Origin of the sequence: Actinacidiphila glaucinigra (genome assembly GCF_035918135.1) — a bacterium.
Lineage (GTDB): Bacteria > Actinomycetota > Actinomycetes > Streptomycetales > Streptomycetaceae > Actinacidiphila > Actinacidiphila glaucinigra.
On the sequence record NZ_CP109145.1, the window covers coordinates 237,324 to 263,785 of the forward strand.

Consider the following 26,462-nt stretch of genomic DNA (forward strand, 5'->3'; position numbering starts at 1 on the left):
GTTCGGTCGGCGGACACGCCACACGCGCAGCTCCGGAATCCCGACCGTAGGAGGAATGTTGGGCGTGGTCCCCCCGGAGCTGCACGTTTCCCGTTGGAGTGGAACGATCACGCGGAAAACATCAGCGAGTTCCTCTCAGCGGAACGCGGGCACGTCACCGCTGAGCGGGGGTGGTCGGGCTTGCTTCGGTCGGAAGAGGAAGTCGCTGTTGTGAGTGTTGGCCGCCTTTGGAGGCCGCTGCTGCTGTCGGCGCCTGCCCGGTTCGGGCTGCTCGAGAGCTTGCAATCTTGCGCGCTAGGGAGCTCGCTCGGATCGCTTCGGTTGCGGCGGTTGCGCCGTAGCTTTCGATGATCTCCGTGACCTTTGCGTTCGAGGTCACACTCAGGCTTGCCCGCGTGAACTGGGCAACCGGCGGTCTGCTGGCATCGAATCCGAAGCGCAGGACCCTTCCATGCTCGGGGTGGGAAGCGACTGCGACATAGATCGGTAGACCGCTGACCGTGGAGTGCAGCACGGGCGCCGCTGGGGCTGCGGGCGACGCGAGGATCTGTAGGAAACTTTCGCGGAGCTGCCCTGAGGCTGCAGTGGCTGCTGAGGCATCGGCAGGTTGCCTGTGGCTGGTGATGGCGTGGAGGATCTTGTCGTCGGACCAGGTGGCGAGCATGTCTTCGTTGAATGCGGCTGCCGGCCGGGTGGTGGGGTCGAATCCGAATTCGAGGATCTTGCCGTGCTGGCGGCTGGGGGCCACGCGGACGTAGAGGCCGCGGCCGCGGAGGGCGGTGTGCTCGGTAACCGCGGACCCCGCAGCTGTTGTCTGGAGCAGGTGCAGCAGGCTCTCCCGCAGGCTTTCCGTGTCAGATGGCGTCGGGCGCGCTCCGCTCGTAGCCCTTGCGGGAGGCATGCGGCTGGTGATGGCGTGGAGGATCTTGTCGTCGGACCAGGTGGCGAGCATGTCTTCGTTGAATGCGGCCGCGGGCCGGGTGGTGGGGTCGAATCCGAATTCGAGGATCTTGCCGTGCTGGCGGCTGGGGGCCACGCGGACGTAGAGGCCGCGGCCGCGGAGGGCGGTGTGCTCGGTAACCGCGGACCCCGCAGCTGTTGTCTGGAGCAGGTGCAGCAGGCTCTCCCGCAGGCCCTCGCCATCCATGGGGGTGACCGAGCTGGTGTCCGGCCTCTCCTGAGCGGCGCCAGTGCCTCGTCGTTGACGAGCAGGACGGCTCGGGGTAGGGACGATGGCCGGTTGCGGGATCAGGGCCGCCTGGCTGGACACGCGGATGACGTGCGAGGGCAAGACGAAGGCGGCGGCCACCACCTCACGAGGTGCGGCCTTGCTGGCAACACCGTTTTCTATGACGGTGGCATCCAAGAGATGCGTGCGCTCCGCAGGCCCCTCGCGGTGGTTGCGCGTCAGCCTGGCTCGCCCCCGAACGCGCGTTAGCCCTTCTGCTGCGCTCGCGCTCGCGTTCGGCGCATGCGGTGCCAGGTCATCGTCGATGTCGACTTCGATGATGTCCTCGGGCGTGACAAAAGCAGAGGACATCCTGATTCCGTACGGCTGGTCGTCTTCCGTGACCACCGTGTCGGCGGGGTCCTGCTCGATGAATGTATTGCGAGGGAAGTGCCACTGTCCGGCGCCATCCAAGGTGAGGACGACAGTGCCGAATTCTGTCTCTCGTCGCTCCAGGACCTCCCAGGGTTTGTAGGTGTCGTCGACCTCGAGCCACACCCAGCTTCCGGCCTCGACGGTGTCGGCCCACCTGTGGCCCTGTTTCGGAGGCTGTGGGCTGCGGTCCGAGATGGTCTCGAAGAACATCCACAGCGAGGAACACAGTGAGCGCGGTCGGCCCTGTGTCCGGTCGAAGAGAGCACGCTGCTCCAGCAACGCATGGTTGAGCCATGCGACGTCTGGATTGCTGAGCGTCCGCGCCAGGTAGGGATCGCTCCAGTCCAGCGGTGAGCCGTCCGGCAAGTGCAACGAGGACAGGACTCGGGCGAACTCTTGCGCTTCCTCGCGGGACGGCAGGTGCCCAAGCGGGTTGGGCAACATCTCAACGTCCGTGGCCCGCCAGTAGACGCTCTCGGGAAGGAGTCCGTCGAAGTGCATACCGCTGCCAGCCGGGACGAGTTCAAAGTGGCCACCGCGCTGCCAGAGCGCAAAGTGACCGTCGCCGGCGACTTCGTCGAGGTGCTTGCGTCGTGCAGCATCCTTGAGAGCGGTAGCCCGCTCGCCGGACAGGCCAGGAATCTTTGCAGATCGGAAGTGGGTCCGGATTTGCCCGATGGTGCTGAATCGACGCTCGCCCTGCTGCGCCTCTCCCCCGTCGGCGGAGGAATCCTCGGGCGATGCCGCGAGGAAGTAGTCGGTTGTCCGGACGTTCTGGATGGCTTCACCGGTTTGGGCGTCGATGACCCTGACCCAGCCTCGCATTTCGTCGGTGAGTTCCATCCGAACGCGAGCTGGCCTGCTGAGCGGCTGGCGCCTCGACACGGGTCGTTCGCCCTGCTGATGCGGATTGTCGATCTGACCGAGCCACCAGAATGTGCCGTCAGGCCCAGCTAGCTCGCCGGTCTTGCCGTACACGATAGGAGCGAACGCTTCTCGGGTCGGTGTGCCCGGCTCCCACTCTTCAGGCGCTGCAGTGGCCGCTTCTTGTGCTGCTGGCGCGGCAGGCGCGGGCAGGTTGGTGCGCTTCGTGTATTGCCGAGCGTAGTCACCGTGTGGGTCCAGGCCGTGCGTGATCAGGGCGTGGAAGATCGCGGTCTTGATGTCCAGGCCCGTACGGTCGCGGAAGGCCAGCCCAAGCCCAACGAGGTCTTCCGCATCCCACTCGAAGGGCAGGCCGTCGGCGTCGCGAATGCTCTCCAGTGCCTCAGCAATGGCGTTGGCCTTCTCGCGTGACCCGACGTTGAGTCCCCACGTTCCGAACGGCAGCCGGAGCCGGTCGGGTGTGCGTACCTCGTACTTCTCCTTACCGACGGTGATGATTGCCAGGCGTTGACCGGAGCTGAGGTGAGTAGCGGCATGTGAGGCGCCGTGCTTATGGCAGAACTCGACGCGCTTCTTCTGGCCTTCCTGGTCGGCGTCCGCGGGATCCGGTCGAAGGTGACGCAGGTGGTACTTCAGGTTTTCGACGGCGTCTGCGTCCGGGTCCGCGATGACGAACCGAGGCGTCAAGCTGGCGAGGGCTACCGCTGCACGTTCGGCTGTGTCGTAGCCCTCAGAGTGCTTGGCCGAGGTCGCTCCCTCGACGCCGTACACGTAGCCGGCCAGAGTGGAGCGGACCCAGCCGAGGCGGACGTCGCCGCGTGCGATCGCCTGTGAGCCGTCCGGCCCGGGGGCTGCGACGGTCAGCTCGGACAGAATCCGGTCAAAGGCGGTGACGAGAGGCTGGGCATCCGCACTTCCGGTGCTACGAGCCTCGAGTTCAGCGCGGAGGGCGTCGCGCTGTTGGACGGCGCGTACAGAGTCGGCGGTGTCGTTCGCGTCCCCGTGGGTGCTCAGCCATGAGGCGAGGGCGGCAGCACGAGTTTGGAGTTCGTCCGCGGTCAGGCTAGGCAGCGGGCGAGCAACCAGCGGTGGCCGTGGCGCGGCCTCATGGGTGAACGGTCCGCCTTCCGGCTTCCGCGGCTGTGGCTGGGAGGCAGGAGCTGATGAGGAGCCCTGGTCGAGCAACGTGACGAGGCGGGTGCCGTCGCGCCACGCAAGGACTTCCTCAAACCCGAAGTGGGAGCCTTGCCGGGTACGCAGCAGGTGCTCCGTGCAGTGGGCGACGACGGCCCACTCCCGGGTGGAACGAAGGAGTACCTCGATCGTGGCCTCGGGACGAGGCTTGAGATCGTCAGGGGTCCATCGTCCGTCGCGGCGGCTCCAGGGCAGCTCAAGAAGCTCGGTCAGCAGGGAGGCCGGAACGTCCAGGTTCGTACTCGCCTGTGGCACCGGCGCTGGCCGCGCGTCTGCCGCGCGGGGCACGGAGCCCACCGCGACTGCGGCCACATCGTCGCGGGTGAAGGTGAGGGTCCGCTGGTCGACGGTGGTACCACTGAGGACTGATCCCGATGTCGATGTGATGGTGACGGTACTGAACGGGCCGTCCGAACCTTCGTCCTGCTGAGTGATGGATGCAGCCAGCACGCTGGGGTCACCTGGATCGGGAACGCGCACCTGGTCGCCAGGCTCAAAGGTGGGCAGCACACTGCGGTCGGCCCGCACCCAACCTTCGGGAGCGGGCGTGAACCGATACTTCCGATCGAAGACCGCCTGCTCGTGCTCAACAATGCTGCCCTCAACCTGCGTCTCTGTGCGGCCCCTGTACGCACGGGTTGCCCCGAGCGTGCCCGACACGTACACCGAGTGGCCGATGGCGACTTGATCAGCGCCCGAGGGGTTCCAGCAGGTCAGGGTGATGGCCTCGGCAGACGCTGCGGCACCAGGGATCTGGACCTTGATGAGGACGTCTGTGCTGCGGTGGTCCTTTGCGACGATGGTGCCGAGGGTGGGCTGGAGCGCCTCCCCAGGGCGGTACGACGCGGCGAGGGTGTCCTTGGGTTTGGGCGCTGCCGGTCGGACGGTAGGTGAGGGTGCGGAGGCGGCGCCGGTCTCCGGCACAGGAGCAGGCTCGGCCTGAGGACTGGCCGATGGGGTGGCTTGGGGGGCGTGATTCGTCTCAGGCGCAAGGTAGCGGTCGTCAGCCAAAGACCGGAGTTCTTCAATGTAGGCGAGCGAGCCCAGATCCAAGCCGCGCTTGCCTCGCGTCGCCGTCACGTAGGCCAGGCGCAGGTCCTCCGGGGTCGGCAGGACAACGTCCTGGCCCGGCTCAGTACTGGTCTTGGGACCTCGGAAGTCGGTGCCGACCTGCACCTTCGCCCACTCAAGACCCTTGGACTTGTGAGCAGTGGACACGATGAGGTCTGCATCCGCGGCATCCTTGGTCAGTTTGCCGACCATCTCGATCAGCGCGTCAGCGCCATGCTCGTCGACGAGACGGACGAATGCCTCGAGCTGCTTGGCGCTGTCGTGCTTGTCGACGTAGCGTCGCACTGCTTCCCAGGACCTGAAGGGCACCAGGTCAGGGTGCTTCCGCGTCTTGCCCTTCTGCTGGAGCTCCTTTGCTCCCTCGGCCATGCGCTTCAGCTCGTCGCCACCGCCGACCATGTGGACCTTGCGACCGTCGTTCAGCGCAGCGAGGACGGCAGCCACTACGCCGGCGTTGGTGCGGCCTAGCACGGCGTCCGGAACGTCGATCGGGCCGATGGCAGTGCTGACGGCGTCGTTGCCTTCCATCAGGTACGGGGAGCCGAGCAGCTTGAGGAAGATGTTCGCGATGTCGGCGACTTCCGGGCCGAACCGCCACGACTTGTTGAGGGGAAGCTCGACGTCGGCCGGCCAGTCTTCCAGCGCGTTCTCAGCCCCACGGAACCCGTAGATCGACTGGTTGGGGTCGCCGACGATGACGACCTGAGCGGCGTGCCCGACCGTGGGGCGCATGTTGTCCAGTACGACCTTGCGCAGGACTGGATTGATGTCCTGGGCCTCGTCGAAAACAATGGTGTCGGCGTGGACCTTGGGCCGGGACAGCGCCCAGATCTTCAGGTAGTCATCGTGGTGGAAGTTCAGTTCCCGCGAATTCGGGTCGATCTTGTCGCGCCAGGCCGCTTGGGCATGCGCCAGAACTGTGTTGCGTAGCGCTGTCGGGCGAGCTGCGATCTCGAGTAGGGGGTGGTCTCCTTCGGGAACATGGGAGAGGTCGATCGTGTCGGCGTCACTGTTGCGGAAGCTTCTGATCGTCTCCTTGATCAGGACGACGATGTCCTCCGCTGAGATGTCCTCCCCACGATCCCGGGCGAGCACTGGCTGCACCTTCAGGTATTCGGCCCAATCGGCTTCGGCGTTGCTGCCGATCCCACCGTCCTGCTGCCCTTCGGTGACCTTGGCAGACAACGCGGTGACCATGAGGTCACGAGCTGCCAGGGAGTGCGCGGTAGAGACACTGACGTGGCGAAGGCCCGCAAACTTCTGCCTCGCGTCGACAGCGTTCGCTGAGTTGAAGGCGAGGTAGGTGATGCGCCGGTTAGGCATCCGGCGGGCCATCGCCACCATGGTGGACGTCTTGCCGGTACCAGCGAGCGCCTGGACTGCCACGTTCAGGCCGTCCTGAGCCGCCACGACGATGTCCCGCTGCTGCGTGGTGAGCGGGTACGACTCAGCCGCCGCGGCCTTAGTCTCGTAGGCGGCACGCAGCTCGAGGGTTAGGGTGCGGCCGATGTTGTCACGGTCATCTCGCCATGCGGCATCCATCGCCTTGATGTACGCATTGACTTCCTTCTCCAGCCGTGCGGCGAAGATGGCGGTCTTGGGAGCGGTTCGCCAGTTTCCGTAGTTCGACTCCCAGCGACCGGTCTCCTTGATGAACGACAGGTGCTTGGACTTCAGCCACTCGCGTAGCGCTAGGTCTTCGCCGTCACCGCGGGTGCCGGCGACGATGACGTTCGTCCCTTCGCGGCTGACCGAGAGGCGCGTCGACGGGCGCGGGTTGGCTTCCTCCCAGCGCTGTTTCGCATCCGGATCCCCCACGGGGACTTCCGCCTTGTGCTGTCCGGTCGTCCCGTGCTCCGTGCCCCCGGTGTCCTGCGTGTCGTCTGCCGGGGACGAGGGCATTTCACCGGGAGCGGCAGCGTCCGTCGCGACGGCCGGCTGCGACGTTGTGCCAGTGAGGTGCGAGACGGGCGTCTGTGCTGGCGCGCTCCGCTCAGGCTCGGGCGCCGGCACGGCGTGCTGCGTGGCAGCCGCCCGGATCGACGCAACGGCAGATTCAACCTCAGGGTGCGATTCCTTCGGGTGCTGCGCGAGAAGTTCTTGGAGTGCGCGCGCCACTTCGCTCAGGCGCACGAGTCGTCGAGTTGCCTCCTCCGTGTCCACTACGTCTTCGGGCAACTCGTGCAGCATCACGTGTTCCAGTGCTGTGGCTGCCTGGCCGACCTCACCCGAAGCGATCGCGAAACCGGAGCTGACGACAGCCCACCATTGGGCCCAGGCGAGCGCTCGAGCCTGCTGGTACTCCCCTACCGGCGCGTCCTCCGCAACCGGAGCCTTGAAAACGGGCGGCCACGCGCCGGGGCGGCCAGCAGTCGCCACGGTGCGTTCGGCCAGGCTTAGTGCATGCTGGGCGAGCTCAGCGATCTGCGCCTGCAACGTCGGGGTTTTCTCAGACCGCAGGCGTTCTGCCACCGCGGTCGCAACCCGCAGCAGCTCAGCCGTGCGGGCCAGCGTCATCGGCTGCGGGGCGCCGAACAGGCGGCCCTCCTGAATCGAGGACAGCGCATGCTTCAGTCGCAAGGCGTCGGGGCGCCCATCGGCTGTCCCGGACGTCATGCGTCGCCAGGCGTTGTTGTGGCGGACCCCTTGGTTGTACAGGCGCTCGATGGTTCGCAGGAGATCCTGAACCTGCTGCGAACTGGTGAACGGTTCGCCGGGCTCAATCTCCGGCACGGACGTAAAGCGCAACCCGCGGTTGTCGGCGCCTTGGGCCGTCCCGGCAGCCGCCGCTTCCCTGGCGTCCTGGCTGTCGTGGACCGGGAGGTCGAAGCCTCGAGAGGCCATCAAGACCTTCAGGACACTCACCGCGTTGGACCGAGTCTTGTGCGTCCAGTGCGTAGGGAGAGCGTGGCAGTAGAGGCCCGACGCCACCTGTGCCCGTTCGACGGTCCGGGCAGTGAAACCCCGAGGACCGCCCGCAACCTCCAGAGAAAGGAGCAGCTCGCGATCGTCTGGGGCTACACCCCACACCCGAGTGTGCTCCCGGGCATGCTCGATCCACACCCCGCTGTGGCTGACCTCGCTTGCAGGCCCGGTGAGGACACGGTGGACCTCCACTAGGTGCCTGATGGACTCAGCGACGCTCCTCCGCCCAGGGATGGATCTGTCCCCATAGCTGGTCCTGTGGCTGCCCTTTCCGAAGGCCTGGTTCTCAACCGACCCGATGCGTTCGTTGTCCGGGCTGTACACGACGGTGGTGCTGTAGGTGCTGGCCTGGTGGTATCCGTCCTCGCCGGGGACAGGCTCCGCGTCCTCGGGCAGCTCTCCTTCCGCGAGCGGGGGGCGCTCTTGGGCTGCAAGTTCCGTCTCCTGCTGCTGCCGCTGTTCCTGCTCGCTGATCCACCGGTCGTGGGCGTCGACGACCCATGCCAGAGCTCCGGACTCCGTGTCGAAGGGCTCACTGCTCGACCAGTCGCCGGCGCCGGTGGGCATGTATCCGCCGGCGGAGTGAGTGGCGATCGACCCGATCGTCTCGCCATTAAGTAGGACCGCGGCGGCTACCAGGTTCCCATCCCGGGTGAGCTCTCCCATCGTCACGCGAGCCGCCAAGGCTTCCGCCTTGTCTCGGCCGCCCAGGCGCAACGCATCGTCGTCCGACACCGGGCGGCGCTCGTGACCGTCCGGGCTTGCGGGTGCAGGCAGCGGATCTGTTGCGCCCTGCTCTGCTTCGGCCGTGGCCGATCCCTGCGTGGCGGGAACGATCTCCCCGTCAGTGCCGCTGGACGGATCCGGCCCCTCGTTGCCTTCGGTCGACATGGTTTGCCCCGGGCCGGCCTGAACATCGGCCTGAGTCTCCTGTGCCGACGGCCGCTCGTCAGGCTTGGTGTCGGCAGCGACGGCGCGAGGCGTGGGTTCCTTGCCAGCTTCGCGGAGCCGGGCGGCGGCCGCTGCGAGGTCTTCCAGTTCAGCAGACCAGTGGTCGACGACTTCGACAGCGGCCTGGGCGCGGGCAGCCACCTCGCGTGCGCCGCCTTCGGGCCTGATCGGTCCGGCAGTCCTGGAAGCGTCGACGGCCTCGCCCGCGTGCCCGGCCTCACCTTCGATGGCCTCCGCGGTTGCCACCGCCACGTCGACAAGCCTGGCGGCGGCAGTGCGGGCCGCTCGCAGCTGGTCGCGGAGCTGGGCGATCGTGGAGGGCCTGGAGGCGACCGCGTTGCTCGCCGCCCGCAGGGCGCCAAGCGCTTGATGCAGGTCGCCATGGCCGAGCATCGGGATGGCCACGTTGTACTGCGGGTGATCGAGAGCAGTCAGGACCGCGGGGCGTACAGCGCGAGCAACGATCGTGTCATTGCGCAGCGCCAAGTCGCCGACGGCTTCCTGGACGACGCCGGCGCGGGCCACGACCATGCTGAGCTCGTGAGTGACCGTGGCGCCGCCCCGAGTTCCCTCCACGGCGACTGACCCGTTCTCCTTCCACGTGATGGAGGAGACGGTCAGCGGCTCCGACCAGAGTTCGGGGGTGAGATCCTTTGCTGATCGGTCCGGCAGCCGGACGACCGCGCCAGCGGCGACCTGAGTCCAGGCTCGACGCCGCCAGCCGGGAGGGGCGAAGAAATGACGGTCGTCTTCCCACTGGATCGCCCAGCCGTGCACATCGCGCTTGCGGTCCGTGGCCATGAGGGCATTGCCGTCGAGGTCGACGAACAGCCACTTTTGGCTCCTCACGCGGATGGGGGGTGCGTCCTGAAGCTTGTCACGGTTCAGGACCGCGCCCAGGGGCTCCCCGGCCTCGTTGACGAGCAGCTGACCGTTGTGGGCCTTGAGCGCCTTCGGGTCAGCAACGATGGCTTGCAGGGCCGTACGGCGCTTCTCAAGGCGAGCGAGCTTGGCCGCCACCCGCTCCAACTCGTCAGTGATCTCCGCACGGCGAGCCTCAACAAGCGGCGCGTGCCTGTCATCGGCCAGCGGGAGGTCCAGCCGAGCTCGCTCAGCGTCAAGTTCCTCCAGCGGGGCGCCTCGCAGGCTGACTGTGCCTGGGCGTGCCAAGTTGGTCTCCTCAACGGAGTCCGCAGCGGTCAAGACGTGCGGACCGCGACGCCGCGCCAGCACCCTGTCGTAAGGCACAGCTCCCTGTCCGACGTCGATGACGGACGCCTGAACATCCGCGACCGTGTGCCACCACGATTGCGGCCCGGAGATCAGCACCTGGTCGCCTACCCGGAACTCAACGGGGCTCCAGTCCCGCGGGCTATCGAGACGGCTCAGCTCCTTGCGCTGCGCGAGATCGAGCTCCGGGAGAGTGACGTCTGCCGGTCCACCGTCCTGGGTGAGGTGCACAGCGATGGAGCGTCCGTACTTGAGCATGCCGTTCACGAAGTCGCCGGTGTTCCGGCCCCGCACCTCAGGACTGACCTTGATTGTCTGGACGTAGGCCCCGTAGTTCGGCGCCTTCTTGAAGTTGTTGGCCCCCAGCACGGCGAGCACGTCGCTGTCGCCTTCGTCCACGCCGTAGACGTAGGTACGGCTGCCCGGACTCGGGTCGTGGAAGATCCACACCGTTTCCGGCGGCCGGGGCCCCGTGGCAAGTTTTGCCTGCTCAAGGGCCCGGTGGCGTTCAGCGATCAGCTTGGCACTGTCGGCCGCCTCCCGGCCGCCGGTCATGTAGTCGCCTGCGACGGAGACGGTCCACAGCTTCCGGCCATCCCACCCATTGGGGCCGTGCCCGTGCCCGACCACGGATGCCCCGTATCCCACGGTGATTCTGTCGGATTTGTGTCCGGAGTAGTCCGCGTAGGGGTCAGCTTCGGGCTGAGGGTCCCGTCGCCACCAGTAGCCGGGCATGTCGGCAATCTCAACGGCATCGTCGGGAGCCGTTGGCACCGGTTCCTCCTGCTGCGTCGGTTCATCGGAGGCACCCGCCAGCGCTCCCTCTTCCGAGCCGCCAGCCATCGCAACGTTTGTTGGCTCCGTCGCCGCTGGCGCAGAGGACTCGGGTACTGGCTCCTGGTCCGTGACTGAGACAGCCGAAGCCTCGCTCGGCTGCTCGGGGAGCGCCGGGTGGCTCCGCATGATGCTCAGGACCTCTCTCACGGTGGGCCGCAGCATGCCGCCTCTCGGGCCGGCCTTCCCGTCGGCTCGCGTCGCCAACGACGACTGCGCGTCCGCGGCGAACCGGCCCTTCTTCACGTGCCAGTGCAGGGTGAAAGCCCAACGGCCCACCGCCGTTTCGGCCTCGAGATCAACCAGCAGGCGCTGCGAGTAACCGGAGTTGCTGGTGGCCACGGCCGTGGTCCATCCATGCGCCTTCGCGGCTTCCCACAGTTCGCCGACGGAGCCCGGGACGGGATACTCCGGGGCCCACTCGCCACCAGCCCGCACGGGGGGCGCACCGGTCCCCTGCGCTGCCTCAGACTGCCGCTCAGCGTCACGGTCCGCTCTGCTGGCCTGTGCTTCGTCCCCACGCTGAGCGCGTCGTGCAGCGCGGTCCTCGCGTTCCGCTACCTGGCGCTGCCGGTCCGCTGCGGTGTCGGCCTCCGTCGCAGGTGTGAGCCGGTCGATGTGTACGTCCGTTGTTGTCTCGTACGCGAGCTCTTTGACCTTGAAACAGCCATTGCGGGTGTAGCCGATGACTTCTGCGACGTACGGGCTGTTCGTGGTTCCGGCGTCTGGCCCGACCCATACGAAGTCCCTGGGCTGATAGCGCTCGGGCACGGGAACAGCGGCAGACGCCTGCGAGGCCGGCTGGGGCGCTGCGTCAGGTGCCACGGTGTCGGCCTCCCGGGCAGCGACGGTGGTGCGCAGCCGATCCGGGAGCGTGTGAGCGTGGCCAGCCAGGACTGTCACGACTCCGTACAGGTCGCTGCCGCGGTGGTTCTCCTGCTCAAGCTGGTCTCGAAGTTCTCGCACGTCGGGCGCGAGCTGAGCGAGCAAGTCGGCCTTGCGCAGAACTTGGCTGTCGTCCAAGTGAATCCGGTCGTGCGGATCGACTTGTTCCAGTGCGTGGATGACACGGGCCAGCTTCGGCTCGTCCTCAAAGGACAGCGGCCATATCCTGCGGCCAGCGGTACGCAGTGCCGCGATGAGGGGCTCCAGATCAGCGAAAGCCCACGACAGGTGCATCGCACTGGGGTACGCCGTGGGTCCCGGGAATGCTTGATTCTGTTCGGCAGACCAGACGCGCAGAGCGTCCATCACCGCGTGACGGAAGTTGGCTGCGTCGTAGGGCTGCGGAGGCAGCACCGTCACCGAATTTCCGGGGCTCGGCAGTACGTCCCCCATGACCGTATGCCAGCCGGAGCTTTGCTTGACCAGCGTGGCCACCACAGTCCCGCCGGGCTCCCGCAGGGTGTAGCTGGGACCACTCCACACGCCCGCTTCGAGGACGACAAACCCATCCGCTCCGGGCACGGCGTAGCATCGCCGCCCCGGGTACTTAAGGTGAGGCACCGGCTGGAAGGGGTTGTCGCTGCCGGACTCGTAGTCGCCCAACGGCTCCATGGGCTCAGCCGACGGAGCGATGGTTCGCGGGTCGGCGTATCCAAGGCGTGGGAGCAGGAACGGATCAGCTGACCAGACCTCTGCGGTGGAGGGAAACACCCTTCGCCACTGGGGGCTCCACACGGTCGCGGCGACACGCTCGGCATGCCGCTGGACCCGCGAGATGAAGGTGTCGAATGTCTCCCGCGCCTCTCCGCCGAGTTCCGAGCCCAGATTTGGATTCTGAGTGGCTCGGGCCAGGTACAGCGCGGCGTGCACGGTGTCGGAGGAGTAGGTGAAGCTCGCAGACCGAAAGGCCGCAAGCGCTTCCCCCAGCGGGCCGGCTCCTGGTGCTGTCCCGGTCCACTCAGGGTGCGCGAAAAGGTCCCAGCCCAGTCCGACGAGCTCGTCTATTGCCCGGCTCCAGGCAGCTGGCGAGTCATACGGGCTGGTGTCCGACCAGTCAGTGGCGACGGCGAACAGCGAGCCCTGGTCGGCGTCCGCAGGGCCGGCGTAGCGCCGCCAGGAAGCGGCAAGTGCCTCAGTCGTCGGGGCGCCGCCGTCCTCGATGGCCGTCCACACTGCGTCGGCAGCCGCCGCCAGACGAGCAACCGCGGCCTCACGCTCTGGCGAGTTCTCTGGTGCCGAGGCCAGGGCCTCGTCGGCCGCCAAGAGCTCCTGCCGCCTGGCATCGCTGAGACCAAGACTCACCCACGCCGGCAGTAGTTCCCACCGCATGACCTGAGGCAAGTGCGCCCGATGGCGTGTCCACCCCTTGGTGATGAGAACACCGGCCGGGGCCGGGTCCAGCCGAGCAATGTCCTCCAGGCCCTGTGGCTTCCTCGGTACCTCCAGGAACACACCGAAGCCGGAAACGGCCAGCTCATCCCTCCAGATTCGCCAAACCGCAGGATCCTCCAGGAGGCGCACGAAGGCGGCGAGTCCCACACCCCGCGCCTGCCTGCGCAGCTCCCCAACGTCGCCATGGCGTTCGATCATCTGGCGCAGCGCCGCGCGCTGCTCTGCCAGCGATATCCCGGGGATACGGGCAAGGTCGACCGGGGGCCTCGCGGTGTCGGCTGTCTGGCTTTCCACGGCGTCGAGTGCGTCCTCACGTCCGGACAGTTTCCGCCCTGCAGGCTCCGCGACCACGCGGCGTGGGTTGGCGTCCTGCTGCGCCGGGGCGGCTGCCAGTGTCGGCACGGGTCCAGCCACGGCGGACTTTGAAGCAGGAGCCTGAGCTGCTGGCCAAGCGCGGCGTGCATCGACCGGCGCTGGCAACTGCTCGACCATCTGCGCTTCAGGCACGAACAAGACGACCTCGGTGCCGTCATCTTGAGTCACCACAACACGGCTGCGGCGCACCTCGTCACCGCCTTGCCGGAGCACGTCGTACTCGCAGGACCGGACGGCCCCCACCACGGTGGTGGAATCGGCTTCGGAGCCGTCCAGAAAGCCTGAAATCCGTGCTGGCAGGTTCGGCTCGACCTCCCACGGAAAGCACCACTGAGTGCCGGAGACCGTCAGCGCCCGGGCCGGCCTAGCAGGTGCCTGATCGGGGTGAAGCGGCAACCCAGGATGATCCAGCCGACGCATTTCGTCGACCAGCCGCTCACGCAGCCGGAGCGCTTGACCGGCGGCGCGCGCGTAAGTTGCCCGGCTCGGGTGTCCTGCTCCGCGGTTGAAGTCGTCCGCCAACGCCGCCAGGTCGGCAGCGACGCGCAGGAAGTCCTCCCGGACGCTGCCACTGAGAACCTGACCATCGCGGAGCGTCTTCAGTGCAGCACGTCCGCGCCGGGAGGTGTGCTCGGCCCGGCGCTGCCCACGGGGGCGGCCCTTGTCCACACCTTCCGGCAACACGGGCCATGCGGACAGCACCTCCGAGGCGAGGTTCTTGACCCGCTGAGGGACCGGGACGGTGACGGAGATCGGGGCACGCGGAACCACCCGGGCCTTGGTCTTCCCGCTGCGCCCGTCGTCACTGACCCAGCGGCGCCCAGTGAACAGGCCCATGAAGACAGCCTGGTGCAACCCATTCGGGCTGACCCGGTAGTCGAAGAAGCGGTGGCTGCTGCCGTTCCAATCCGGAAGCGCGCCGAAGACGGTGATCCATGAGCCATCGAGGCCGGAGGCGTCCCCTTCCAACAGGGGTAGCAGCTCGGCGTCAACGCGAACGCGTATGGCGGCCTCGTCCCGGTGGCTGCCATCCAGCCGGTTGAGCGCACGCCAGGTCAATCGCTCAGGCAAACCACCGGCGGATGCAGCAGACAACGCCGCGGCCATCGCCGTGTCGCGCTCTTCGTACTGGTGCCAGCGTCCGGCATAGTGCCCGTCCAGGGCAGGAGCGGCGTCGACAACAGACCCGGACAGCGCGGTGACGACAGCTCTCGCCAGCGGGTGGCCCTGCGCATCACGCCAGTGGCGGCTGAGTGGTCCAGCCAGCGGCGCGTCGAACGGGAACGGCTGGCCATCCGCGTCCTTGATGTCCTGGACTGCCTTCGCGGCTGTGCATGCCGTGGTGAGGTCCGGGAAGGCTGGCGCGTCCTCGGTGCCTGGCACCAGCGTGCCGCTGCCCGGCAGGTGGAGCCGGTAGCCGGCGTCGTCAGGGACGAGTGCGAGACGGCCCTCTAGCGCAAGAGCCGGCTGCCGGGCCGCTTGGCTGAGTTCCCGCCGCCGGCCATTGGTGAGCATCGCGTGACCGGGCCCTGCCAATTCCGGGGAGTCCCCCGTCCAGTGGTCCGCGAGCACGGAAGGATCCGTGAATCGGGGCTGGTCGTCCGGAGGCATCGGCACAAATGGCAGGCGTTCGGCGAACAACGACAGGGACTCGGCTGCCCCAAGTGGCGTAAACACCAACGGGTACGGCGTGTTCGGGGTATGCACGACCAAGGCGCCATCGGAGTCGGTGTCCACGGCGCCGCCCGCTGCCAGCAAGGCGGCCAGCTGGGGGGTGAGGTCTCCGCCGGTGTGCAGATGCCTGTCGTCCGCTCCCTGGAAGGCGCTCCACGCATCGACGTGGAATGCCGCGGCGCGCGCGGCTGCGCGCGTGGTCACTTCTCGTTCCTGGACTCGTCGCTCTCGCATCGCAGGGGTTGGCTGACGATGGTTGATGCGAGCGTCGAGGTCGTCCCAGGCTCCCTTGATTGCGGCGGTCAGGCGGATCCAGGCGAGGAGGCGAGCGATGCGATTCACGCCCTTGTCCGCATTGGACGCGAACTCCGCAGCCCACGGGGACTGGTGCACCCATTCCGCGTAGGTGCACGCGGCAGCCAGGGCCGCTACTGCTTGGATCTGCAGACCCTGCGGGTCCCCGAGCGCGGAATCACGGACCTGGAAGAGAGTGCGGTAGACGTTCTGCAGGATCGCGTGGTCGAGCCGATGGGCGTCCTTGAACGCGTAGTTCATCTCGTCCCAGGGACGGTTGTGGTCGCTCGCGTGCCGCGGCCGCCCCACTTCGGTGGATCTCACCGCGTCTCGCAGCGCGTCGAACGCTGCCGACCGCCAGCCCGCCGGTGTTGCACCCACCTGGTCGGCAGCGGCGCCGTCGAGGTGCTCGACCTCCCGGGCGGCACCCTGCAGCTTCTGCCATGCATCGGCGAGAATGCCGTCCTCGGTTAGCGATGACGCTTCAGCCAGGAGCTCATCAAGCAGATCCTCGGTCGGAGCGTGACGGACGAACCAGTTCCAGGCGCCGCTTCGGATGAGCGCAGTGACAGGGCTTCCGTCTGCGGTGGTTGAGGAGAGCGCGGCCATGAGGCCCGCGTCGGCGACAGCGCGCGTCAGCAGTTCCTCCATGGCGCCTGAGGAAGCGCTGAAACCGGTAACGGGATCGGCGGTGACGAGCGGGGCCTTCCGAGCGTCCAGGCCATGTGCGGGGAAGGCAGGCAGCGCCGATCCGACGATGGCCACCTCAGCCAGCCCCGTGTCCCCGGCTTCCAAGGTCTGCTCGAGCACGTAGGCGTGGTGGCGCAGACGGGCCTCCACCGTCTGCAGCACGGCACCGTCCACGACGCCGTTCCGCGCGCGCCAACGTGCGGTGGCATCGACCTGATCCGCCAAATCGTGCAGCACGGCCGGCTCAGCGAGTACGCGTCCCTGCTCCTGCGCCTGCCGTAGCTGGTCCAGCACGAGCACGCCGTCATCGAGCTGCAGAACGCCGCCAACGATGGCGTCGCGAAGGAGGTCACTCACCTCCTGCTGTGCTGTCGCCGCAGCGACCCCATAGGGGTAAGTCTCACGTGCCCACTCCGGACGCTCTCGCGTCCTCTGGCGCGTCCCGGGGGGTTCCTCGGCGATGCCGCCCAGAAGTTCGTCTGCCAGGTTCGTGGCGGGCTCCGCGCCCCGAGCCAGGGCACGCAGCGCCGCCCCCTGAGTCAGGCGCAGGCGATCCAGGTGCCGCGTGACCTGCGAGGCAAAGAGGTCCGCCCAGGGCGACTGGGCCTTCAGGGAGGTCAACGCCGATGCCAGGAGTTGGAACCGGTTGATCTCGCCGGCTGTCTGTCCGACTCCATGCCCCGCCACGACGTCGTCCCAGGCCTGCTTGACAGGCCTCAGCCACTCTTTGCCCTCGTGTTCCGATCGAAGGAGCCGATAGTGGGCTGCCAGGACACGCTGCTGAGAGACCAAGGACGCCCGGTCGTACCCAGCCTTCCCCTCCCCCGCCGGCTGCTCGTGTGCGATTGCTTCAGCGAACGCCTCAGCGGCTTCTGCAAGGGAGGCGGCAGCGATGATGCCCGCGTGGGCGTGCCGGGGCCGGGGCCGGTTCCGTTCCATGGCGTACCGGGCGGTCCGAGCGGCCTGAGCCACGGCGAGTGCCGCTCGCTGAAGGCCGGTCCAGGAGCGGACGACCGATTCCTCTTCCAGGGTGTCGCTGGCCTCCCGCCACGCGGCCACCGCCGGGACCGCGTATTGCGCCAGCGGCGCAGCCGCCTCGAGCGCACGCTGGTTCAGCTCCACCAGCACTCGGTTGACGTACTGGAGGGTCTCCTGCCGCGTGAACGGCTGAGTAGCGAGGATCTCGTCGGCTGTCTGCTGCAGCGGTGCATCGCCGCGGCGCGCTTCGGCTACCGGCCGACCGCCGGCGGCCAACAGGAATTCGCCACCAGCGTCCGTCAGGACCAGGCCCTCCTCCGACGTGGTGACGGTGGCCCCGTCGGCAACCTCCGCAAACACTTCCGCAGCAGACCACCACTCCTTCTGGTCCTGGCCGACCCGGACAACGGCCCCTGCCGGGCACTGCTCCACGATCAGTGCGGCGGGCCCCGGCACGGCTGTGCCAGCCGGCCAGCCCAGTTCAGCGCCGGCGACCTGGTGCGTGGCGCGCATCCGCGAGGCATGCGTGTGCGCTGCGTCCATCAGTGCGTCGGTGGCTGGATCTGCGGAAAACTCCTCCTCGCGCAGTTCGCTGTCGAGGATGGCCGCGTACTCGGCAATTTGCTGAGTGAGCTGAGCAGTGCCAACCGTGCCAGCGGGGCGGCTGGCGGCGTCTTGCAGGAGTTCGATTCCCGCCTGGGCGACATAGCCGGCGAGCCGATGTTCGGTGTGAAGGCTCTCCCCTTTCCACTTACGGCTCCACCGGCCCATCGCCGCCACCAGGGCAAGGGCACCCTGCTGGGCAGCTACTCCATCGGCGTACGGCTCCGCCTCATCGGTGTCGTAGGCATGCCAGGCCGTCGCCACGGCGTCGCTGATCTTGGGAGCCTGCGCGTCCGCGCTTGCGGCGAGGTCTTCGGTACTCCCCCGCGCCTTGGTGCTCTCCAGCGCAGCGCGCAGATTCGGGACAGCGTCGCAGTCCGCGAGGACATCAGAGAAGTCACTGGCCCGCCGTGTGGCGACCTCCAACAGCGACCGCCCGGGCTCTGCTGCCGCAACCAACTCCGCGATCTGCTCTTGGTGCGGCAGCGTCAGCAGGATGCCCCGGCGCTGGTTGCCGTCGTAGACGCGCACGGAATCGGCCTCGTCGCCAGGGAAGAGGCGAGGCCGGCCGAGATCTGCGGCAAGCAATTCCAGCACCTCGCCCCCGGCGAGCACCGCAGGTGACCCTGCTCCCGTCCACAGGTAGTACCTGTCGGGATGTGGGGTGACCGAATGCCAGGTCCGCCGGGCCACCGCACTGTGGACGTGAGCGATCAACGCGTCGCGCGCTTCGGTATCGCTGTCGGCGAAGTAGCGCCAAACCGCGCCCCGGTCCTGCCAGAGGTCACTGTCGACGCTGCCGGCGACATGGTCGTCGACCCACTCCCCCACCACCGTGACAGCAACGTCCTGCCGATTGGCGATCACCACTCCGGCCAAGTGGCGGTCGGTGCTCGCTGCCTCGACGACCGACCGGACAATGTCGGGCCGGTCGTCCCAGGCCGCCGGCAGGGGCAGGCCAGGATCAGGGTCAGCCAAGGCTTGTGGCTTGCCGGTGGTGGGCGGGGCGGCTTCTTGCAGCCGCTGCCACATCTGTCCGAACGGCCCCGTCAGGCCCGAGGGGGTGATGCTGCTCTCCAACGCTCGCCGAAGCGGTTCCGACATACTCGCTGTGCGCTCGCTGAGCCACGCCCACAGAGCCGGGGCATAGGGCAGGTCCGCTATCGGTGAGGTGTGGCGCATCTGGTCCAGGAGAGCGTCGTCGGCCAGGGCATCAGCGGTGAGCCGGGCGAGCTCCTGATGGAAAGCGGGCTCTGCCTGGTGCAGAAGGGTCTGCGCGCGACGGGCGTGCTTGCGCAACTGCCCTGACCAGCGCGTGAACTCCGGATGCGCGGTATACCGGTACATCGCATCGTGCTGTTCGACTGCGACTTGCCTCGCCAGTTCTGAGAGCGCCGAACAGAGGGCGGGCACCACAGCGTCGGGAACGCCATCGTTTTCGGTAAACCGCTCAGCCAACAACTGCAGGAGCCGCAAGACTTGGCGCTCTCCGCGACTGCGATTCGCCGTGAGATAGCCGCGCTGCCGCAGGTCATCGCCGTCTCGCAGGATTCGCTGCTGATCGTCCCAGAAGTTTTCCAGGCTGCCAGGCGCTGCCGCAGGGGCGAGCAAGCGGTCAGTGAGCGTGACAGCGGGCGCCGACGTTGCGAGAGCCTCCTCCACCGGACCCGGAAGGGTGGCGGCGTTGAGGCTGGAGCGGCCGAGGTGGGTGTTGGCCAATGCAATGAGTTCCGTGAGCGGTTCGCGCACCGGCGAGCCCTCGATTGAAAGCCCGTGCAACTCCCACGCTTGCAGTACCGCCAGATCGATCGCTGCTGTGTGAGCACGGGCGCTGACGAAGACGCCCGGCTGCCCCAGCAAGGCCACCAAGCCGTGAAACGCCTGGTACTCCCCGCGGCTGAGACGCGCTGGGTCACCTGCCGCATCCCGTACGGCATCCAGCGCCTGGGCGAGGTCATGCAGGCTGGCCGCGGTCTCTGCCGCGGTCATAAACGGCCCCTCGTCCGCAGTCGGGCCGGGAGCAGCACGCTCGATGCTCGCCAAGGTCGCGGCCATCCGGTCCAGATGGTTGTCGACGCCGCGGATGATGTGCCGCGCTCTCTGGGACCACGACATCCCCCGCGCTGGGCGGCCGGGTGCGTTGAGATCGTCGAGCAGACGCTGCATCCACGCCCGGACGTGACTGTACGCCCGGTAGTGGGACGTCTTGGACACCACCTTGGCGAGCTCGCCAGCTGAGCGGGCAGCCGCCTCCCAAGCAGCGCGCGCCGCAGCGAGTTGGTCGAATCCCTCGGCCACTTCACCGTGGGCGTCCAGGAAGTCAGCGAACAGCCCCTGCAAGGCGTCGGAGGCCTCAGCGACCGCCCCGAGGTCTTCATAGCGCGCCGGCGGGTCAGGAAATGTCCAGGTGCCCACCGAGGGCTCCTCCCCCGCGGCGAAGTCAGCCGGGTCGCTGCGCCTCGCCAAGCGGGTAATGAAGGCCGTGAACTGGCGACGGCTGGCACTCTCGGCTTCCTGCCGCTGGCTGTCCTGGGCATCGCGCTGAGCGAGAGTGACCCGGTGGCGCGCCAGGAACGCGCGAACCAGGTCCGTGAACGCGTCCAAAGGCTCTGCGAGATGAGAGCGCTCGTGCTCGTCGAGAGAGACAAGGAGACGTCTGGCTCGCTGTAGAGAGTCCGACAGGTGCGTCGCCGCATCGGCGAAGTCCTGATCGTCCTGGGCGGCAACGGCCCTGAACAGCGCCTGCCGCATGCGGGAGTATTCCTGTGGGCAGTCCTGCTTCCAGGCCTGCCAGGCTGCTTCGCTCAGGCTGATTTCCGCTGCGTCCACGAGCGCCATCGCCTGGTGCCACTCGAAGTCGCTGGCGAAGGGGAGCGGCGGCGGCTCCTGCTCGGTGGCCGCCGGCGCGGACGGCCCGCTGCCAGACTTCGCGGCACTGTCGAGAGGTGCGGCCGGCGCGTGCGGCAGGACAGGCGTCGGCGAAGCCTTTGGAGGCGCTTGTGACGGCTCAGCGACACCCTGGGGAGCCACTGTTGCTCCCACCGCCTCAGGGGCGGTGTCAGCGGACGCGAGGACCGTCAGCCCCCTAGCCGCCGCTTCCTCCGGCTGGGCGTCAACGGGACCCTCCCTGTCCGCGTACGTCTGCCACCCTGTCGGTTCAGCGTGAGCTCGCCACCACACCCACGCCTCGCCGACTACGCCGGTGTCTACGTGGTAGACCTCCCAGGCGGGGTGAACCTCCAATCCGGAGGGACGGATCCGGTAGCCCTCGTGACCAGCCACGGCACGGGATTCAATGCCCAGGAACCGCTCAGCCGCCTCTGCAACCGTGATCTTCTGACCATCGACGCGGAACTCTCTGCCACGTTCCCCGTAGACCTGCTGCACGAAGATGCCGCGGCGTCGGAGGAGCTCCAGGAAGCGGCCTTCCCCGTCGCGGCTGCTCACGTCCATGGCCTGCTTCGAAATGAGGTCTGGCAGGAAGCGCAGCAGGTCTTCCTCGAGCTTGACTGGGTCTTCCTCGCCGACGATCGCCGCAAGGTCGATGAGGCCTCGCTCCTTCGCGCCCCCGTACCACTCCCGGACTGCCTGCGGCCACGCGGTGCCCTCCCGCTGACGCGGGCTGGAATGCAGCTCTAGCAGCGTCGGGTCCAGGAGTGCGGCGTTGGCGAGACCGTCCAGTGCCATGCGGCGGGCACGAACGAGGTCGAGATCCAGGTCAGGGGCCCTATCGGCTGTGGTCGGCATGCCCGCATGACCCGCGGTGGTCAACGCCGGAGCCTCCGGTGCCGCCGGACCGCTCCGTCCCGCCGACACCCCGTTGCTGCGAGCGTCTGAGGGAACTGCCGCTCCTGATACCTTGCCGTTTCCACCCGAGGCGTCTGGGTTCGTCGCCGGAGCGCGTCGCGTGCTCTTGGACGACCCGCCCACAGCGGGTGTGGCATCAAGGTCGGGCGCGGCCACGTCAGCGTCATGAACCTCCGGCTCAGGTGCCTGCGCGGCGCTCTGCACGCCCAGGGCCTTTTGCAGGTCACGGGCCTCAGCCGTGGCCTCGTCCAGCTCTGCCTGGCGCGGGAAGGGCTTCCCCACCAGTTCGGCGGCTCGCGCAATGTTCGTCTCGAGGCGTGACTGGTGGGTCTGATTGCGTTCCCTGAGCCCAGGGAGCGTGTCAAGAGCGTTCTCGAGCCGGCGAATCAAGCCGACCCGGTCTTGATCCTTCAGCTTGTCTGCGGACAGCGCGACGGCTTCGATCGGCGCTCCCTGGAGGTACATCGACACGTACATGCCAGTGAAGTCCCGATCGGTCCTGGCAAGGATCGGGAATCCTCCGAGCTCGCCCACAACCTGCTCGTCCTGATGTCCCGAACGAGAGGACGAAGCAGCGAGCCGCTGCAGGTACCGGGCAAGCGCCTCGCCGGCGTCGCGTCGCTCGTCGAAGCCCTGGCTGCCCACGGTCATCGTGAAGGCGTCACCACGGGTGTCGGTACGACGGGCCAATGCCGCGTCGATGGCCACCAGCTGCTCTGCGAGGTCCTCCAGTCGACGACGCCCCTGCTCTCCCGTGATGCGGTAGGCGAACTGCTCGCTGGACCACAGCCTCTGTTGGAGCTGGAGCTGCGCCAGCTTGGCCTCTACCCGCTCCAGCTGCTCCAGCTCCGGCTTATCCGCTGCGATGGCAAAGATGACGCCGGCGGGGATCCGGCCGTCATCGCCATCGAGAGAGCCCTCCAGGATGCGACTGGTGTCGTTGACGTCGAGGATCGGCTCACTGAAGCCCTGCTTGGTGTTGACCTTCTGCCACAGGAACGGGTCGTAGGACTTCTTCGTGACGACCGCGGTGTGGTGCATGGCATCGTTCTGATTGCCCTGGCGTTTGCCTCGCCCGAGACTTTGGACGATCGGTGTGTTCTTCCACGTGGGGTCCATCTGCATGACGTGGATCACGCGCTTCTGATTGTTCCGGCCCGTGCCGAGCCCGGCGCGACTGCCGAGGAGGACAGCGACCCGTCCCTCCTGTGCGTCCCGGTCCAGCCGCGCCTTCTGAGCGCGGGTCTTCGCCTCCTGATCGAACCGGATCAGGCTGCTGGGCATTCCCCAGCCCACGAGGAGGTCACGGATCGCCTCGTAGAACACGAACTCCTTGCCGGGCCCGGGTACGCCCAGATCTCCGAAGCCCAACTGCAAGCTGCCCCTGATCGGTTCCTCGTTGCCGTCCTTGTCGTAGTAGACGTCGTCCTTGTGGAGCTTCCAGAGCCGGAAGAATTCCGCCGCAATGACGTGGGCTTTCTGCTCCCCCGACGTGTCCAAACCCACGAGGCGCACGTCGAGTGATGCGAGGCGGCCGTCCGTGGAGATCCACAGTGTGTTATCCGCGACGAGCTCGCCCTTTTTGTTGTACTTCATGTCAGGCTGGCCGTAGCGGATGTTCAGCATGCGCCGACCGAGATCCTTCATCGCCCCGCGAAGCTCCGGGGTGGCGTCCACCTCGAGGATGCGCATCTCGCCGCCGATGATGGCGGGCTCCCCCAGCTCCAAATCCCGCTTGAGCTTGACGTCGGCGACGCTGAACAGGACCCGCTTTAGCTCGGTCTGATTGACGTAGCGGGCATGACGGGCACGCGTGGAGAAGCTGTTGCCGTCCGGGCTCATCTCCACCCGGATCACGGGTTGGATGAACGTTGTGGCGAACTGGTCGTCCTCTTCGATGCCCCACTCATCCCGCAACAGTTCAGGAGCGAGGTACTTGAGGAAGGTGAGGATCTCCATGGGCGAGTTGTCCACGGGCGTGGCGGTCGCGATGGTCACCACACGGCCGCCGTAGCAGCTGCGCAGGTAAGCCAAGACCATGTCCGCATGAGCAGTGATCTGATTACCCTCGAGGGACAACTCCTGGATCGAGGAGATCACGCGCAGGTTCTTCAGCACGTGCCCCTCGTCGTAGAAGAGGTAGGTGCTGCCGGTGCGCTCGAACTCCACGCCTGAGTCACCTGCGGAAGCGAGTTCGTCCTCCAAGCGCTCCTTGAGTGTCGCGATCTGCTTCTCGACGTCCTTGACCGTGAAGCGGTCCCCGCCGTCCGCATTCTCCAGGTGCGCCTCCAGGCGCTTGATCTCCCGGTTGACGTAGTCCAGACGAGCCTTTTTGCTCATCGGGATCTTCTTGAACGCGTTGTGGCTCAGCAGGACAGCGTCGTAGTTGCCGGTCGACCAGCGGGCCACGAAGCGCTCGCGGCGCTCGCCGGTCAGGTCCGTGGAGTCGGCTACCAGGATCCGTGCCCGCGGGTAGGCCTGCAGGAACTCACGCTGGAACTGATCCAGCACGCCGCGCGGCACCGCGTAGACCGGCTTCTTGACCAAGCCCAACCGAACGAGCTCCATGCCGCCGACGATCATTTCCAGCGTCTTGCCGGCGCCTGTTCCGTGGAACAGCCCTGTGCCAGTCCTCGTCGCGCGGATCCTGGCCACCGCGGCCATCTGGTGCGGTCGCAGCGTGAAGGCCTTGGACAGGCCGGGGGCCGTGATCTGGGCGCCGTCGTAGTTGGGCGGCACGATCGCGTTGTATCGATCGTTGTAGTACCGCAGGAGAACTTCAGCCCTGTCGGGCTCCTCCCACAGCCACATGCGGAACCGGTCGTCAAGCTGCTGGGACTTCGCCAGAGCGAACGCGGTGGCCTCGCTGTCTTCCACCACCCGCTTGTCCGGCAGTGTCCTGGTGACGCGAATCTCCTGGTTGTTGAGCAGATTGCTCGCCAGCTCCATAGCCGAGCGCGCCGCGGTCCCCCAGACAGTCCGGGCCATCAGGCTTCTGGAGTCGCCGCCCTTGACGCTCCAACGCGCACCGAGGTTGCTGACCTCGATGTCGTCGTCCTCCAGGATCTCCCTCAGGAACTGCTGCACATACTTGGCGCTTACCCACGCCGCGCCAAGACGGCTTTCGATCTCCGCCGGCTCAAGGTCCCTGGGGATGACCTCGGTGAGAGCGGCCACGTTGACAGCGAAACGCTGATCGGTCTCGGCTGCGGCGATGGCCGCTGCCAGCTTGCGTCGGACGTTGCCCGACAGGTACTCGATGCTGCGGGCCAGGCCACCGTCAGGGTCGTCGTAGACCAAGTCGCCCAAGGCATCCCGCGCCTGGTTCTCACTGTCCAGGCCCAGCAGACCTGCCACCACATCCAACCGGATCTCGTTGTGGCGGTCCCAACAGATCAGCGCAGCGTCCTCAGGGCTGTCGGCACGGGTCAGCGGCTCTGGCGGAGCCACCACCCGCTTGCGGAATACGTCGGCCTTGACGGCCGTCTGTGTCTCCTCCTGGAAGGACTCCAGCGCAAAGACGTACGGAGCGAAGGGATCGTGACGAAAGCCGCCCATCCGCGGGTACGTGCGGTGCTCGTGCTCACCCTCATCCTCGCCGTCCCGCCCACCCGTCGAGGCTTTGGTCGTCGACTTGAAGCGGTTGACGGGCCCGATCCGGTCCACGTACGCGTCGTACCGCTGGTTAAGCTCCCCCCGAAGTTGCCCCATCCGCGCAGTGGTGAGGTGATGCTCGGCTTCTTCGTCGAGCAGGGCCACCGCCACATCCCGCAGCCCGATCAGTTCACGCAACTCCTGAGCCTGAGTCTTCGGCGGGTCGTGCGGGACTGGGCGCCCATTGCGAATCTCCGTGAAGCTTCCGTCCGGGTGCGCCTCAAGCAACCCGTCGTACTTCTCCAGAGCGGCATGAAAGACCAACCGCGGCGCATACACCAGGCCCGAGGACTGCGCCCGATTGACCACCTTCGCTAGAGCGTCCTGAAGAGCACCAACAGCAGGGCGATCGGCACGGACCACCAGGTCCGCACCATGACGCGTCACGTCAACCTGGGCCTCGCCCAACATCAACTCTGGGTGATGAAGGAAGTAGCCGTTCACCTCCACCGACTGCGCAGCAACGCCCGCCCTGGCCGACGGCAGCGCCGCCGGCTCGACCTGCAGCCAGTCAGCGGGCGCCGGCTCTTCACCTGACCCGCGACGCCGGAAGACCAGGAGATCGGTCACGACTGGGGTACCAGCCGCGTCCTGATGGGCACCGGTCGGCAAGCGCACCGCGCCCACCAAGTCAGCCAGTTCCGCCATCTGGGCCCGCGCTTCTCGGTGCGCCTTGTCCGTCCCGTCAAGCGTGAACCGTGAAGTGATCAACGCGACGATGCTGCCTGGCCGCGTCATCTCGAGGCTCTTCAGGATGAAGTGGTTGTGAATCGGGTGCCGGCGGTTCGGATTGAAATCGGGATCCCGCAGCTTGTGCTTGCCGAACGGCACGTTGCCCACAACAAGGTCGTAGGCCTCCCCCGGTGCCCGGGTCGCGGCAAACGACTCAGCAATGATGCTTGCGTGGGGGTATAGCGCCTGAGCGATCGCAGCAGAGATGGGATCCACCTCGACGCCGACAATGTCAGCGCCGGCCGGGACGTCCGCCAGGAAGCGCCCGGCCCCCACCCCCGGCTCCAGGACCCGCAAGCCAGATCCTGCCTCCAGACCTAGTCCACGCAGGGCCTGCCAGATCACCTGCGCGTAGTCGGGATCGGTGTAGTGGGCGTTGAGCGTCGACGCGCGTGCCTGAGCGAACTCCTCCTCAGACAACAACTCCTGGAGGGCAGCCCGTTCGGTCGCGAACTGGGAGGCGAACCGTTTCCGCTCGTCGAAGAGATACGGTGTTGCGCCCCAACCCGTCCACGCCAGCAGGACTGGGCGCTCGGCTTCCGTTGCCGGCCGATTCTCCGCTCGCAGACGGAGCACCAGCCGGACGGCCTTCAGGTTGGCCTCAACCCGCTCCCTCTCACTGCGG

At 67.3% G+C, this 26,462-nt stretch carries 1 protein-coding gene; it reads right to left on the reverse strand.

Annotated elements, in window-relative coordinates; translation table 11 throughout:
* Positions 1-154: 154 nt before the first annotated feature.
* Complete coding sequence (locus OIE69_RS44260) at positions 155-26,413, reverse strand: UvrD-helicase domain-containing protein (RefSeq protein WP_326581824.1); 26,259 nt, start codon at positions 26,411-26,413, stop codon at positions 155-157.
* Positions 26,414-26,462: the final 49 nt, after the last annotated feature.